This is a genomic window from Ureibacillus thermosphaericus (assembly GCF_002370195.2).
GTDB classification, from domain to species: domain Bacteria; phylum Bacillota; class Bacilli; order Bacillales_A; family Planococcaceae; genus Ureibacillus; species Ureibacillus thermosphaericus.
This window is the reverse complement of the sequence record NZ_AP018335.1, coordinates 2386227-2402208: the sequence shown is the minus strand read 5'-3', so window position 1 is coordinate 2402208 and position 15982 is coordinate 2386227. Positions and strand designations below refer to the sequence as shown.

14 protein-coding genes are annotated in these 15982 nt (G+C 34.3%); 5 read left to right on the top strand and 9 right to left on the bottom strand.

Features of this window, described 5'->3' with window-relative positions:
* Window positions 1-78: 78 nt before the first annotated feature.
* The 7 genes from UtA1_RS11510 to msrA form a co-directional block, all read right to left on the bottom strand.
* Window positions 79-843 carry a 3-hydroxybutyrate dehydrogenase gene (locus UtA1_RS11510; protein ID WP_016838966.1) on the bottom strand — a complete coding sequence of 255 codons (765 nt, stop codon included), beginning with the start codon at window positions 841-843 and terminating at the stop codon, window positions 79-81.
* 22 nt (window positions 844-865) lie between these two features.
* Entirely contained in the window at window positions 866-2188 is a 1323-nt protein-coding gene (locus tag UtA1_RS11505) for a GntP family permease (protein WP_096551141.1), read from the bottom strand.
* A 212-nt stretch (window positions 2189-2400) separates the two neighbouring features.
* Window positions 2401-3525: an IS4 family transposase gene (locus tag UtA1_RS11500; protein ID WP_096551139.1), complete on the bottom strand. Its 1125-nt coding sequence runs from the start codon at window positions 3523-3525 to the stop codon at window positions 2401-2403.
* Between the two features lie 726 nt (window positions 3526-4251).
* Window positions 4252-4851 carry a hypothetical protein gene (locus UtA1_RS11495; RefSeq protein WP_096551137.1) on the bottom strand — a complete coding sequence of 200 codons (600 nt, stop codon included), beginning with the start codon at window positions 4849-4851 and terminating at the stop codon, window positions 4252-4254.
* A gap of 775 nt (window positions 4852-5626) precedes the next feature.
* The gene (locus tag UtA1_RS11490) at window positions 5627-7231 is read right to left on the bottom strand and encodes an ABC-F family ATP-binding cassette domain-containing protein (protein WP_016838120.1); all 1605 of its coding nucleotides are present in this window, start codon (window positions 7229-7231) and stop codon (window positions 5627-5629) included.
* A 320-nt stretch (window positions 7232-7551) separates the two neighbouring features.
* Entirely contained in the window at window positions 7552-8208 is a 657-nt protein-coding gene (locus tag UtA1_RS11485; RefSeq protein WP_016838119.1) for a 2OG-Fe(II) oxygenase, read from the bottom strand.
* A 428-nt stretch (window positions 8209-8636) separates the two neighbouring features.
* Window positions 8637-9155 carry a peptide-methionine (S)-S-oxide reductase MsrA gene (gene msrA, locus UtA1_RS11480; protein WP_016838118.1) on the bottom strand — a complete coding sequence of 173 codons (519 nt, stop codon included), beginning with the start codon at window positions 9153-9155 and terminating at the stop codon, window positions 8637-8639.
* A gap of 186 nt (window positions 9156-9341) precedes the next feature.
* On the opposite strand from msrA, the gene UtA1_RS11475 reads away from it, so the two are divergent.
* Together UtA1_RS11475 and UtA1_RS11470 are read left to right on the top strand one after the other, a co-directional pair.
* On the top strand, window positions 9342-10292 hold the full coding sequence (locus UtA1_RS11475) for an LCP family protein (RefSeq protein WP_016838117.1): 951 nt from the start codon (window positions 9342-9344) through the stop codon (window positions 10290-10292).
* Window positions 10293-10407: 115 nt separating this feature from the next.
* On the top strand, window positions 10408-11577 hold the full coding sequence (locus UtA1_RS11470; RefSeq protein ID WP_040764551.1) for an AI-2E family transporter: 1170 nt from the start codon (window positions 10408-10410) through the stop codon (window positions 11575-11577).
* Window positions 11578-11715: 138 nt separating this feature from the next.
* On the opposite strand, the gene UtA1_RS11465 is transcribed toward UtA1_RS11470, so the two are convergent.
* On the bottom strand, window positions 11716-12879 hold the full coding sequence (locus tag UtA1_RS11465) for an aminotransferase class I/II-fold pyridoxal phosphate-dependent enzyme (protein WP_096551135.1): 1164 nt from the start codon (window positions 12877-12879) through the stop codon (window positions 11716-11718).
* 165 nt (window positions 12880-13044) lie between these two features.
* Between UtA1_RS11465 and UtA1_RS11460 the strand changes: the two genes are divergently transcribed.
* Window positions 13045-13848: an ATP-binding cassette domain-containing protein gene (locus tag UtA1_RS11460; protein ID WP_096551133.1), complete on the top strand. Its 804-nt coding sequence runs from the start codon at window positions 13045-13047 to the stop codon at window positions 13846-13848.
* Between the two features lie 159 nt (window positions 13849-14007).
* On the opposite strand, the gene UtA1_RS11455 is transcribed toward UtA1_RS11460, so the two are convergent.
* Window positions 14008-14802: an enoyl-CoA hydratase/isomerase family protein gene (locus UtA1_RS11455; protein ID WP_096551131.1), complete on the bottom strand. Its 795-nt coding sequence runs from the start codon at window positions 14800-14802 to the stop codon at window positions 14008-14010.
* Between the two features lie 323 nt (window positions 14803-15125).
* On the opposite strand from UtA1_RS11455, the gene UtA1_RS11450 reads away from it, so the two are divergent.
* Window positions 15126-15551, top strand: a complete 426-nt coding sequence (locus tag UtA1_RS11450; RefSeq protein ID WP_096551129.1) for a GatB/YqeY domain-containing protein — start codon at window positions 15126-15128, stop codon at window positions 15549-15551.
* A gap of 128 nt (window positions 15552-15679) precedes the next feature.
* Window positions 15680-15838 (top strand): hypothetical protein, encoded by a 159-nt coding sequence (locus UtA1_RS11445; RefSeq protein ID WP_016838111.1) that lies wholly within the window; start codon window positions 15680-15682, stop codon window positions 15836-15838.
* Window positions 15839-15982: the final 144 nt, after the last annotated feature.

Here is a 15982-nt window from a genome sequence, read left to right as displayed (position 1 = left end):
ACATTTTCTCCCAAGAGAAGATGTTGCTTTAAATTATGTTAATTACTATTTCAATCTAAGTAAATGTTGAACATTCGCTTATTGAGCGGTATAACCTCCATCTAACACAACTGCTTGCCCTGTAATTCCTTTAGCGGCATCGCTAGCTAAGAAAAGCGCTAAAGAAGCAATCTCATCTACCGAAATTAGCCGCTTTTGAGGAACTAAAGGGTAAAGGACTTCTTCTAACACATTTTCAACTGCTATATTGCGAGTTTTCGCCAAATCTTCAAATTGTCCTCGAACTAAAGCTGTATCTACATAGCCTGGACATATCGCGTTCACAGTTATTTGATGCGGTGCTGTTTCTAATGCGGCTACTTTTGTTAGACCAATTACACCGTGTTTTGCAGAATTGTATGCTGACTTTCCAGCAAATCCAATTAAACCATTGATCGAAGCGATATTGATGATTCTGCCGAATTGATTCTTTTTCATATGTGGAATCGCATATTTCATCGTAATAAATGGAGCAGTCAACATAATTTTAATCATTAATTCAAATTTTTCGGTAGGGAAATCTTCAATGAACGCTACATGTTGTATGCCTGCATTGTTTATTAAAATGTCAATCGAACCGTATTTTTCAACAGTGAAATCAATTGCCTGTTTAATTTGTTCTTCGCTTGTTACATCACAGACAACACTTGAAACATTATCAGGTAATTCCTTTAATGCTTGGTCTAATTTTTCTTGATGAATATCCGAAATGACGACATTTGCACCCGCTTCCGCAAAGTTTTTTGCGATTTCAAATCCAATTCCCTGTGCACTTCCTGTAACAAAAAGTGTTTTTCCTTTCATGTTTGGACCTCCAACATTATTTTTATAAACCTAAAGAGAATAGAATGATTGCTAGAATAGTTCCGAGTAACGGAATAATTACTGTTAAAGCGCCCATTGCTGGATAAGCATCTTTATGCGATTCTTGTGCAATGGCAGTGATGGTTGTAACAACGTAACCACTATGTGGCAATGTATCTAAAGATCCTGAAGCAATGGCGATAACCCGATGCAACTGCTCCGGATTAACCCCCATATCTAAGTAATGTGGTGCAATTAATGGTAAAGCGATAGATTGACCGCCAGAAGATGAACCCGTTAGGCCTGCTAATACAGCAACAGCAATAGCACCACCAATAAGTGGACTGCCAGGGATGTTCGTCATATAATCAACTGTCGTTAAAAAGGCTTCTGTTTGTTTCACAACTCCGCCGTAACCAACCACAGCTGCTGTATTCGCAATGGCAATCACGGCTCCCAGTGCACCTTCTGCAATTGCTTTATCACGATTTTGCATATACTTGAAGCTAATAAGATAAGTTGTAATAATTCCACCTAGTAGAGCGATGATTAATGCCGATGTTCCTAACTTTTCATGGAAAATAAACGAAAACCCGAGCACAACGATTAATGGCAAAAGACTAAGTAAAGGACTAGGAAGTGCACGATTTTCCCCTTTATCTAGGTTATCTGCTTCTTTGGCAACAAATTTTTCACCTTTCGCAACAGCACGATTGACCATCCATTTTAGCCAAAAATACCCTGCGACTGCCATGAAAATGGCCACAATTAAGCTAACTTGCCACCCAGCGTATGGAGTCGTTCCTAAGTGTTGGATTGGAATCCAGTTTTGAATCTCCGGTGAACCAGCAGAAGTCATCGTAAACGTTACGGATCCCAATGCCAAAGCAGCAGGGATGAATCTTCTTGGTAAATTGGCTTCTTTAAATAGGCTTAATGCCATTGGGAATACTGAGAAGGCAACAATGAATAAACTAACACCACCATAAGTAAGAACAGCACATGCAAAAACAACTGCTAAAATGGCATGTTTAGCACCGATTTTTTCGATAATCCATTTTGAAACGCTATCTGCAGCACCGCTATCTTCCATCACTTTTCCGAATATTGCTCCCGCTAAGAACATGAGCCACCAAGAACTAATGAATCCCGTAAATCCGCCCATATAACTTGTGATAAAATCAGGAACTCCTTCAGCAGCTAATTGTGGGAAAATTGTAATACCGCTTAATATTGCTGCTATAAATGCTGCGAAAGGGGCTGCAATCAGCAAGTTTACGCCTCTCATCGTCAAATAAATCATTAATGCTAAACTACCTAGAAGCCCAATAAATCCTAATACCATAAAAAACCTCCTTTTTGTAAAATTCTAGAATTCTCAAGAAATTTCTTACATATTTTCAGAAATTCCCACTACCGTCGCATAAATGATGTCTGAATTTTCAGTTTTATTTTTTTCTGGACTTTAGAGAAAAAACGAAAACACCTAAGCGAGGGTAGTAAACATCCATTTTTTTACTATAACCTATGACTTGTGCAACAACGACTGGCAAACCTTTATGGGACGCCGTTTCCTTCGATTTTTCGTAACCAAATGTGAGCGGATTTCCACAAAGAAGCCTTTAAATAGCGACTAATTTGTAAGTAACTGCGTTCGCTATTCGTGTTCAACTGAGCTAAAACATTCAGACAGTACACTATCATGGCTACGTACACTTGATTATGCACAGCTTGTTCACTGTGACCGTAGAATTTTTTAATGTTCAGGTGCTGCTTCATCCATTTGAAGAACAGTTCAATCGCCCAGCGTGACTTGTAGATTTCAGCGATTTCAACTGCACTTAAATCAAAACGATTTGTCAGTAAATGAAGCTCATTTCCTTTTGTATCCTGCAATTTGAGTAAGCGAAACACGTTTTCAGAACGATTTTGTGGTGTCCCAATGACAACCATTTCATCAGAGAATACGGGTGAATCTTCTGGTAACGAAAAGGATTCTAACACTCGGACAACAGCGTTTTTACGCAAACGGGTCACAAAGAAATAGCCATCTTCCGTCATTTGATCAAAGCGCCCATAATCCAAGTAACCACGATCAAACACGTACATGCATTCTTTGTCATCCACGAATACTTCTAGTTGACCACGATCATGTTCGTTGGCATTCGTGAGTACGGCTTGATCTGGATAGGAGAGTCCTTTTTCCATAAAAACAAGTCGTAAGTGAAGCTTTACTCCTGATTTTGTTTTTCGAAACTCTGCCCACTTATGATGGGTCAAATCAAGCGGTAATGTACTCGAATCAATGATTTTTAGTGGCGTTGTCAGCTTTCTTCGCTTTTGAAAATGTGTTTTCTCATGAATTTGAGTCACTAAATCAAGAAAAATCGATTGAAAGAAAACCGTTGGAATGGCGTTGATTCGTCTCCCTAACTGTGAAAAACTAATCGATTCCAATCCCGTTGCTCGTTGTAATTCTTCTAAAAAGACAGCGTCACTCAACGCCCGTAAACTCTCGGTTTCATGGAGTTGGGCATACAAAAGCAGTTTCATAAATGAAGCCATATAAAGCTTCTTGGTATAGTGATTTAATTGATGAGTTTTCACTAGGTCGTCAAATAATGGACGATTAATCGGTGAAAACCATTGTTCAAATGATGTTTTTCGTGTAAACTTATCCATTATCGAAATTCCTTTATATTGGATTTGGATAGGTTTACTACCACCAAACCATTATAAAGGATTTTTTTGTGTTTGGATTATATTTCAGAAAATTCGGTTTGTTTGAAGGTGTTAAATTTTTTTAATGCGACACTAGTGAGAAATTCCTCATTAATACGTATGTAAAAGGGTAGAAATTATTCTCTAAAAATAGATGCATTATATTAAATAAGTCAAAAGTAACAGAAAATGATTTTCATAGATTTATATATATAAAATTAATCATATGATTGCGAAGCAGAGCTCAAATTTAATGAATGATTGCACAGCATAATATGCTTGATAAAGATTCTATTTTAAAAATTAAATTGCTATTGAAGAAGAATTTGGTAGAAGTTATACATGTATCATCCTATATAGCAACAATTATAAATGCCCACTAAGAAAATGAGTTTTACATGAAATACGTTGTCTCCATCAGAAAAACTAGGGAAACATATTTTGAGAAAATTGTACGAGATGCTCAGAAATACTGGAAATTTATATTCTAGATGGCTAAGGCGCAGAATAATGGGAGAAGAGGGTAGGGTTAGAACTAAAATGAACTTTCATAAAATTTAATATGTATTTTGTTATTTCAATAACAATAAAAACCGAACGATATTGAAACTAAATATAGAGTTTCAAAAAATCGTTCGGTTTTTCTATTCCTTTTGTCTGGTGATTGCTGAGTATTAAGTATAAACTTTAATCCATTGTAATGGATTCTAAAGTGGAAGTGACAATATATTTTTCGCCTTGATCTGTATTCATTATATATTCAGTTTTAATCTCTCCAAATCCTTCCGCGAAATATTTACGGTTTACATAGTTATCACCGTTTTCTTCAAATACAATTACATCTTCAAATGTTTTATATGGGGTTTCAACACTTATACCTGTGTCGACAATTTTCCAATTGCCGAACGTTGTACCGACTTGAATTGGTTTTGCAAAATAAGTTTCAATTGGCTGCATTGATTTGATTTCTTCTAATCCAGGGAAAGTTGCATCGTGGTCAACCGGTTCTTTGTAAATGATTTCAATTTTATCATCGCCGATTTTGTAAATATTCATCATGGTTACGCCGCCGTTATCGACAATCGTGCCTACATATTCTTTGTCCAACCAAGTTGTTTTTTCAGTATACGTTGCAAATTCATTCCCGTCTCCTAAGAACTTCGCAATGGATTTATCAGGTTTAAAAAATTGACTTAAGTCTTCATGATTATTTTCTGAAGCATTTTGATCGGTTGGGGAAACATCGTTTTGATTATTTGTGTTTTCTTGGGGTTGGCAGCCAATCAACAGGAACAAAAAGCAGAGAGAAAGATAAAAAGCCTTCAGTGTTATCGACTCCTTTCATTGGTTAGTATTTATCATTATATAGTTTTATATAAATTCAAACACTAAATCAATGATAATAATATTATGTAAACTAAAATAGGTTTATTTATTGAATGGCTATTATTTATAGAAATTTGACTATTATTTCTTGAAGAATGACTATAAAATCGATTATTTTGACTAATAAAACAAATTTTCGAAGTGAAAAATTAGCGATTGGCTAATATTGATGAAAATTTGACTATTATAACTGGAAGAATGACTATTAATTCGATTATTTTGACTAATAAAACAATTTTTTGAAGCGAAAAATTAGCGATTGGCTAATATTAATGAAAATTTGACTATTATAACTGGAAGAATGACTATTAAATCGATTATTTTGACTAATAAAACAAATTTTTGAAGCGAAAAATTAGCGATTGGCTAATATTAATGAAAATTTGACTATTATAACTGGAAGAATGACTATTAAATCGATTATTTTGACTAATAAAACAAATTTTTGAAACGGAAAATTAGTGGTTGGCTATTATCGATGTAAGTTTGACTAATATTTTTTAAAGAATGACTATTATATTCATCATTTTGACTATTAAATCGTTTGGTTTATCGTTGGAGCAAGCAACTTGCTAAGAATGTTGGTTATAATCCTATAAAGTGTTGTTGTTCACCTAATCTTAATGTATACACAAAAAAGGCTGTCGGAATAATATCCGAACAGCCTTGCACTAAATTACAATAATCCTTGCGCTTCTTTCCATTCAAGGAATTCGTCATATGTGCATTGTTTATCAAGAATAGTCCCGTCATCTTGAATTTCAATGACGCGGTTTGCTATTGTTTGAATAAATTGATGGTCATGGGATGTGAAAATCATAGCACCTTTAAAGGCAATTAAACCGTTGTTCAGAGCTTGAATGGATTCTAAGTCTAAGTGGTTTGTTGGTTCATCTAGTAGTAACACATTTGCACCAGAAAGCATCATTTTTGCTAGCATACAGCGAACTTTTTCGCCTCCGGATAACACGGAAGGTGATTTTTTCACTTCTTCTCCTGAGAAGAGCATACGGCCAAGGAAACCGCGTAAAAATGTTTCAGTTTGATCTTCTGGAGAGAATTGGCGCAACCAATCGACTAATGTTTTTTCAGTGCCTTCAAAGTATTTTGAGTTATCCATAGGGAAGTAAGCTCTTGAAGTAGTAACACCCCATTTAAAAGTACCACTATCAGCTTGTCGTTCTTCCATTAATATATCTAGCAATGCGGATTTTGCTAAAGGATTTCCTAGCAACACAATTTTATCGTCACGATTCATTATGAAACGAATATCTTTAAATAGCACTTGGCCATCTTGCGTTGCAGTTAAGCCATCTACAGAAAGACAGTCATTACCAATTTCTCGATTCATTTGGAAATTGATATAAGGATATTTACGACTGGATGGTTTAATATCCTCCAATTGTATTTTTTCGAGCATTTTTTTACGGCTAGTCGCTTGTTTTGATTTAGAAGCGTTTGCTGAGAAACGGGCAATGAATTCTTGCAACTCTTTAATTTTTTCTTCTTTTTTCTTATTTTGTTCTTGTGCCATTTTTAAAGCTAGTTGGGAAGATTCATACCAGAAATCATAGTTCCCCACATAAATTTGAATTCGTCCAAAGTCTAAATCAGCAATGTGTGTACATACTTTGTTTAAGAAGTGACGATCGTGCGAAACAACGATTACAGTATTTTCAAAGTTGATTAAAAACTCTTCCAACCAACGAATAGCTTTTAAATCTAAGTGGTTTGTTGGCTCGTCTAATAGCAGCACATCTGGTTTTCCAAACAGTGCTTGAGCAAGCAATACTTTAACTTTTTCTGAACCTTCTAAATCAGCCATTTTCATATAATGTTTATCTTCGCTAATGCCTAAACCGTGTAAGAGAGTGGCTGCTTCTGATTCAGCTTCCCAACCATTTAATTCTGCAAATTCTGCTTCTAGTTCGGCAGCACGCATGCCATCTTCATCTGAAAAATCTTCTTTCATATAAATGGCGTCTTTTTCTTTCATTACGTCATACAGGCGCTTATGTCCCATAATCACTGTTTCTAATACCGTATATTCGTCATATTCGAAATGGTTTTGTTTTAATACTGCTAAACGTTGGTCTTTCCCTATGATTACTTGACCTTCTTGTGGTTCGATTTCTCCTGATAATATTTTAAGGAACGTAGATTTTCCCGCTCCGTTTGCTCCGATGAGACCATAACAGTTCCCAGGCGTAAATTTAATATTTACATCTTCAAAAAGTTTGCGATCACCATAACGAAGACCTACATTACTTACTTGAATCATGTAAGTTCCTCCTTTAATACTACTTCGATGTGCAAAAAAGTTAAATTTTAACTTCTTTTTCTCTTTTACACATAATGGCACCATTATATCAAGAAGTGAAGGGAAAAGCTATAGAAGGTTTGGCATTCAACGATGAATTAGTTTGAAAGAATAGAATAAAAACAACGTAATGAAATGGTGACTGGTTACCAAAAATATAAGCAGAATTGGAATCATGAGTAATCCAATTCTGCATTTTTATGTAGGAAGGGGAATGCAAAAGGGGATTATAATGTATAGGCAATGACATTTAAGAAAAGAAGGGAATTTGTCATATTAAATTAATCGAGTTTCTTTCTTCTAAACCAAAGCGTTGCAATCCATTTTTCACCTATATTAACTGGAGCGCCGCCATGTAATGTTAATTCATTTAATGTTTGATTGTTGTAAAAGTATTCAAAATATACAGCCATTCCTTTTCTAGGATACACTTTTAATCCAAGTTTTGGGAAATAGGTTTCTCCGCCATCTTCCACATCACTTAAATATAAAACAACTGTACAAATTCGATTATTGCTTGCTGCTTTACTTGTTGCTGCGAAATAATCAAAATGCTCTTTATACTCTTGTCCAGGTTTGTAATTTAAAATATGCAAACCTTCCGCATGTTCAACAGGGATACCTACAATAGAAGAAATTCTTTTTTCAACTGTTGATACAAGGTCATCTTGAACATCCGACAAAAATGCTCCACTACTAGTTCGGATATCGCTAACAATTTTTTCTACACCAATTTTGGAACGTTGAAGACGATTTCTTGATAATTCAATTAATCTGTCACATTCTTCATCATCTAATACAGAACCCAGTACAACGACTAAAGGTTCCTCAAATTTTACCAATACATCAATTTCTCTGTCTTCTGTTTTGATTTTGTTTCCAGTGAAGTTAAAAATTGTTGGTTCATTTGAACGAGTATTTGTAACATATGTAGTCAATGCTCATTCCCTCCGATTAACTGGGATATAATGGAATAAAAAGGTATAAAAAGGAATATTGAAATGAATAATTAAATTTTACAATAATTTTCGCATTTTTTCACTACTGTTTTATAAAAAATGGATATGATCTAATCATTTTCACCTATAGCAATTTTGTTCTACGAAATGATATAGGTTACGAAAGTCTTTAGGTAATGAGTAGATCTAAATCCAATCCCAGTTACATTGAATGTTTCTATCGATTATTGAATAATACTTTTCACCATTTAAGATGAATATATAAATATTATGTAAACTAATTACCGATAAATAAAAAGGAAGTTTTTTAGTTAGGAAAGCAGGGAAGTAACTTTCAAATCATAATGAGCGTTTTTAAAAGAAATGAAAAGAGCGGCAAAAGTAACACACTTTTAACCGCTCAACATTTATTTATTCCAGTATTTTTTAATGAATTCATCTCTTCCGGATTTCTTCCGGTCTTCAAGGTAATGTTCGGGATTTTTCTTGTAATAATCTTGATGATATTCTTCTGCTTCATAAAATATCATGGCAGGTCGAATCTCAGTTACGATTGGCTTTTTGAATCTGCCGCTTGCTTCCAGTTCTTTTTTCGATTTTTCCGCTAAGATTCTTTGCTCTTCTGAATGATAAAATATAGCTGTTTTGTAAGATTCTCCGCGATCATGAAACTGTCCTCCATCATCCGTTGGATCGATTTGCATCCAATAAACTTCAAGTAGTTTTTCATATGGGAAAATATTCGGATTAAATTCGATTTGAACGACTTCTAAATGGCCAGTTTTCCCGGACTTTACATCTTCATATGTAGGATTTTCAACATGTCCTCCCATATAACCTGACGTTACTTTTTCAATACCTTCCCATTCAACAAATGGTTTTACCATACACCAAAAACATCCACCAGCAAATGTTGCTTTTTCCATTTTTTTCACTTCCTATTGCTTAAAATTCTTAACAATGTTACAAGATAACTTTATAGTATCAAATTTACAACTTTTATATACAAAAAAAGCTTTTCGTAAAATAGCATAGTATAATAATTGATATCGAACTTATCGTTTTGATTATCGTTATATTTTTATAAAGTTATATGTCTGAGGGGAATGAATATGGAAGAAAATCAAGTTCGTAGTAGAAGTGAAAAACGTTATAAGAAAAAACGTTTACGTAAAGGTAGAGTAATACTATTTTCAATTTTCATTGTGCTGATTGCAATCATTGCATATTCTATTCACCAATATCGTACGGGGTTAGAACTGGCTGGCGAAGAGAATAAAGAAGAAATAGAATTTACACCCGATGAACCTAAAGAAAAAATCGAGAATTATTTAATAATTGGTGTGGATAGTAGGGGAGAGGAAAAATCCCGATCCGATACGATGATGGTTCTTTCTTGGAATAAAGAAACCAACGATTTAAAGTTAGTTTCTTTCATGCGAGATATTTATGCAGATATACCAGGATATGATCGTTGGAAATTAAATACCGCTTATTATTTAGGTGGGGTACAACTGTTGAAGGATACATTGAATCATATGTTTGAAATCCCGATTCATCATTATATGGTGATTGATTTCAAAAGCTTTGAAGCGATGATTGATATTTTAGCACCAAATGGTATTGAAATAGAAGTTGAAAAAGACATGTCCGCTTATATTGGTGTAACCTTAACAAAAGGTTTGCAACGTTTAAACGGTAAAGAATTATTAGGATATGCGAGATTTCGACACGATGCTGAAGGCGATTTTGGAAGGGTAGAGCGTCAACAAAAAGTCATTGAAGCATTAAAAGACGAATTGTTAAAGCCGCAAAATGTTAAAAATTTACCAAAACTTATCGGTGCAGCACAAGGCTATATCATCACGGATATGTCTTCAGTAGAGGAACTAAAAACTGCTTTATCAATTGCAAAAGGTGGATCACCTTCCATCGAAAAGATGACAATTCCTGTAGAAGGGACATATCGATTTAACTCCTATCAACATGCAGGATCGGTCATTGAAATCGACTTGGAGGCCAATAAGAAAAAATTGCATGAATTTTTAAAAATAGGGGAGTAGAGAAGTTTTTTTCAGAAATTATTCATGATAAAATAATTTTGTCGAAATTTGATGAGGTGATTTTTTGGAAAAAGACAAAGAATTAGAGCAAGAAGTAAAACAAAATAAATATTCTATGTTTCAGACAACAAAATACATTCGATTTCTTGGAGGTAAAAATTTACTTTTCTCGCTAATCGTTCTTTTATTATTAGGCTGCGTAATTTTCGTTTTTAATAAAGTTTCGTTTATCTTTTATCCGATTCAAGTATTGTTTGAAGTAGTAATACTCCCAGGAGTTCTTGCTGTCATTTTATATTATTTATTTAGACCGTTATTGTATTTGTTGGAACGGTGGATCCCGAGAATTTGGTCAATTTTTTTAATATTCATTATTGCGATTAGCGCCATTACATTATTGGTATTACTTGTCTTTCCATTTTTGCGGGATCAATTTACGAATTTAGTACATGAGTTTCCTGTTTATTTCATGGCAGTTGTAGAAGGGACTGTTACGTTTTTAAATAATTCTGGTGTGAATGAACTATTCTCAAAATACAATATTGATTATGACCGAGTATTACTGGATGTAACGAACAATTTAATTACGACGGTAAGGGAAACTTTTGCGAATTTAGCAACTACTGTAGCGAGTGGCATCACAGGATTTGTTTCAACGGTAACGGGAATCGTTTTATCTTTAGTAACAGTACCGTTTATTTTATTCTATCTATTATATGAAGGAGAAAAATTCCCAAAATTCATTTTAAGTATTTTTCCTCCTCGCATGCGAAATGATGCATCCAAAGTGATGAAAGCAATGGATCATCAAATCAGTCATTACATACAAGGTCAAATTTTAGTTTCTTTCTGCATCGGCGTCATGATGACAATCGGATTTTTAATCATTGGGTTAGATTATGCGTTTTTACTTGGATTTTTAGCGATGATTACAAGTGTTGTGCCTTATTTAGGGCCAGCCATCGCCATCACACCTGCCATCATCATTGCAATCGTAAATTCACCATTGATGGTGTTGAAATTAATTATAGTATGGACGATAGTACAATTAATTGAAGGAAAGCTTATTACACCGAATATCATGGGTTCTTCATTAAAGATTCATCCAATTACGATTATTTTCGTATTATTAACAGCGGGTTCATTATTTGGTGTGGCTGGGGTCGTATTAGGAATTCCAGGATATGCCTTGCTGAAAGTGTTAGTGACATACATGTTCCAATTGTTTAAAAGGCGCTATAATCGATTTGAAGAAGATGAAACGAATAAATATCATGTAGAATAAATCGGCTATTTATTAGCCGGTTTTTTATTTTTTAGAAGAAATATCTTCGCATGACTAAAGTAATAAACGCTGCTCTAAATAAAGAAAAACTATCATTCAACTATTCAAGTGAATGATAGCTTATCAATTCGAATAATATTAAATTTTTAATTCGCGTAACCGTTCAATCGCTTCCTCTAATAATTCTTTTTCTTGAACGAGGGCAATGCGTACATATCCTTCTCCTTCAGATCCGAATGTAATTCCTGGGACCATGATTACTCCTGCTTGTTCTATAGTTTTAAATGCGAAAGACACACTATCAATGGAATAAGGATATTTCGCCCAAACAAACATCCCTCCGTTTGATGGGGCGTATTCCCAACCGATTTTTTCTAGCCCTTTTGTAATGACATGATGTCTTTCAGCAAATGTCTTACGTAAATGATCAGTGATAACTTCCGAATTGTCTAAAGCAAGTGCGGCAGTGGATTGAATCGGTTCAAAAATACCGTAATCTAAATTTGATTTCAATTGTTTCATAATATTTATCATTTCTCTATTGCCAACGATGTAAGCTACTCTGGCGCCAGCTAAGCTGAAACTTTTTGATAGAGAATTGATTTCTATTCCAACATCCTTTGCACCTGGAGCATTTAAGAAGCTGATTGGTCCCTCTCCAGTAAAGTAAAATTCTGAGTAGGCCGCATCATGTAGGACGATAATGTTATATTTTTTTGCAAATTCTACAACTTCCGTAAAATATTCGATAGTAGGCATTGCCGGAACAGGATTTCCTGGTAAATTCAAAATAAGCAATTTCGCTTGCTGGGCAATTTCTTCAGGAATTGCTGTTAATTCTGGAAGAAACCCTCTTTCTTTATTTAATGGTATGTAGTAGGGGCGGGCACTTGCCAAGTGAATGCCGGCAATATAAGCGACATAAGCAGGATTTGTCGTGAGAACGATATCGCCAGGCTCACAAAAGGCGATTGGTAAATGAACTAGTCCTTCTTGAGAACCCATTGTGAGTAAAACTTCTGACTCGGCATTAACATCTACTTTATTGACTCTCTTATAATAGCGTGCAACTGCCTCATTAAATTCCATTGTTCCTGTTAATGTGTACCCATAGGCAGCAGGATTTTTGCTTTTTTCCGCCATGTGATTCCGAAGCATTTCATGAGGTGGTAGATCTGGACTTCCAAGGCTCAAATCAATCATTTTCATTCCTTTTTCTTGATATGTTTTTGCATGATCCTTTAATTGACCGAATATTGCTGGTTGGAATAATGACATCTTCTTAGAAGGTACAATATTCAATAATAACACTCCTTAATTTTGACGAATTCGAATTTAAAAAATATTTTAACATATCTTTCAATACTTTTAATCTTTCTTCAATACAGTAAATATTAAGTTTTTTGATTTAATTAACAATTTTGTTTATGATACAAGAAAAATAATAAAAGTTTTGGAGATGAAAATATGAGAGTGTATTCCCTAAGTGGTCCAAGCGGTTCTGGAAAAAGCACGAGCGCTTTACAGTTTGCCCATGATCATCGAATTGAAGCAATCATTGATGATGGATTATTAATTAAGAACGGTCAAAAAATTGCAGGTACTTCAGCAAAATTTGAAAAAAATACGATAAAAGCTATTCGAAGAGCGATCTTTCAAGATGAATTCCATAGAAAAGAAGTAATGGATGCAATAAAAAAACATCATATTCAATCGATTTTAATTATTGGAACGAGCGATAAAATGACAAAAAAAATTGCTGAACAATTGAACATTGGTCCAATTCAACAGTTTTATTATATTGATAACATACGATCGAAAAATGAGATTAAATTAGCTCAATTTATTCGCTCGACTCAAGGTAAACATTTAATGCCCATTCCTTATCGTCAAGTAGAGCAAAATTTTTTTAAACGTTTTATTCAAAAAGGGTTTGATATTTTTTCAAAGAATCGGGTGAAATTAGGAGAAACGACGATTGTTCAACCTGATTTTCATCGTCAAACAATTGAAATATCACCGAATGTTTTTATTGATTTAATTCACTATGTTGTTTCGAATTATCCGGTTATCGCGAAAGTAGATTCTATACAATTCACAATGAAGAAATTGACGCCCAACATTTATATATCCCTTCAGATGAAAGCACCAGTACATTACGATGTGGTCAATGCTATCGAAGAATTGCAAAAGCAGATTTCCATTGAATTTCAACGCCATTTTGAATTTGAACCAATGCAAATGCAAATTTTTATTAAAGGAATAATGTAAAGGACTGTCCAAAAACTACAATACTTTTTCGGACAGTCTTACTATTCATTTTGTGTGAATTATATGAAAACATCTACTTGCAGTTATTGATTTTAGGCGAAAGGGAATCGATAGCCGTGATTTGGATTTACTAATGATTTTTCTAAAGCCCACAAAGCTTTAGTTTTTCCGTCTAAACTGAGGCATTCGTTTCTCAACGAAAGCACGTACTCCTTCAGGAAAATCCTCAGGATCGACAAAAGACGTGGAGCCTTGCCATAGAGCTGGAGTTGAGTTAACGCACTCTTTTACCGAATTTTTGACCGCCAGTAATGAAGCAGGGGACATGCTCGCCACTAGTTTTCCCAATCGAATAGAGAAACGGGTTAAATCTTTTTCAGGTACTAAGTAGTTTAACATACCGACTCTATATGCTTCCTCTGCTTTAAATGTACGGCCAGTGAAAACAAAATCTTTTGTCGTTGATGGGCCAACTAAATCAACGAGTCGTTTTGCAAACTTATTATTCAATGTAATGCCGAGCTTCCCAACCGGAATTCCCATGCGAGCTTTCTCAGAACCAATTCGTATATCACAAGCTAATGCAAGCTCAAGACCTGCTCCCATCGTTGGACCGTTAATGACACCAATTGTAGGGAGTGGTAAGTTTTCGATAGTCGAGATTGTATTTTCCATTCGAACAAAGGCCTCTTCAGCTTCTTCTAATGACATGCGATTGAATTCTTTTATATCTGAACCAGCAGTAAAATTCTCACCGGATCCTCGAAGAATTAATACTTTATTTTTTGGATTTTTTATAGATTGCGTAGCGATTTTTGCTAGTTGATCCCACATTTTTGCTGTCAAAGCGTTTTTTAATTGCGGTCGATGAATGGTGATAATGGCTAAACCAGCTGTTTCTTGATAGACAATTTTTGCTTCTTCTTCTTCGAGTCTCGTCGTACGAACTTGCATTCTCAATACCTCCTTTACATTAGTTTCATATTACTTGAATTAAGTAAATTATCCTACAGCTATTTCAATATTCACAATAAATTAAACAATTTTCAGAAATAATCGACAAATTTATTTAGTGAAGGGTAGGGAGGAGGAACAAAAAGAAATGAAACATTGTGATGACCATCTGCTCCAATCGCCGTAGTGATACTGCAAGCTCAATCGAGCACATATTTATATTAAATGTAGTGTTAGCCATTACAATGAATGTCTATTAATTAATATGGTTGAATATTTTTATTATAATGAAATACATAAAACATCAATAAAGGAGCATAATTATGTTGAAAAAAACAGTTTTTGAACAATTAAAACAAGCGATGAAAGAAAAAGATGTTGTGGCGAAAGGAGTTCTAACATTATTAAAATCTGCATTAGATCAAGCAGAAAAAGAAAAAGGCTCTGAACTTTCAATTGAAGAAGAAGTAGCGGTTATTCATCGTGAATTGAAACAGACTCAACAAGCGTTAGAGGGTGCAAAACAAGCGAGCCGTGAAGACTTAATTGAAAAAGAAAATCGTAAGCTGGAAATATTACAAAGCTTCTTACCAAAACAATTATCAGAAGAAGAAATTGTCAAAATTTTAGTGGACGCAGGTATTACAAAAGGAATGAATATGGGCGAGGCGATGAAAATTGCAAAACCGCTCCTTGCTGGCAAGGCTGATGGAGCAACAATCGCAAAAATGGTGAAAAACCTCATATAAGGTTAGCGAAGACTTGTTTAAATCATTAGACAAGTCTTTCATTTTACCGTTGACAGAAAATTAAAACTGTACTATATTAGAATCAAAATAAAATAGCTGTTATAGTACAATATAAAAGGGGGATATGTATGACAATTTATCAAGAAGGCTATGAGTATTATGTTTCAAAATGTGAGCAGTTTGGTCTTGAACCAATCAATTTTACTAACTTTATCGAACATTTGTCTCAAGAACAGTTAGACAGATTTAATGAGCATGCACGAATAATGAAAGAACAAGTTAAATAATTAGATAAAATCGCTAGATTATAGGAAAGAGGTTAATAATTTGGATATATTTAAAATTGAAGTCGATTAAAAGCCTCACTTGTTTTGTAACAACAAGTGAGGTATTTATTTGCACAAAATTGCAGTATGTAAAAAAATAACACC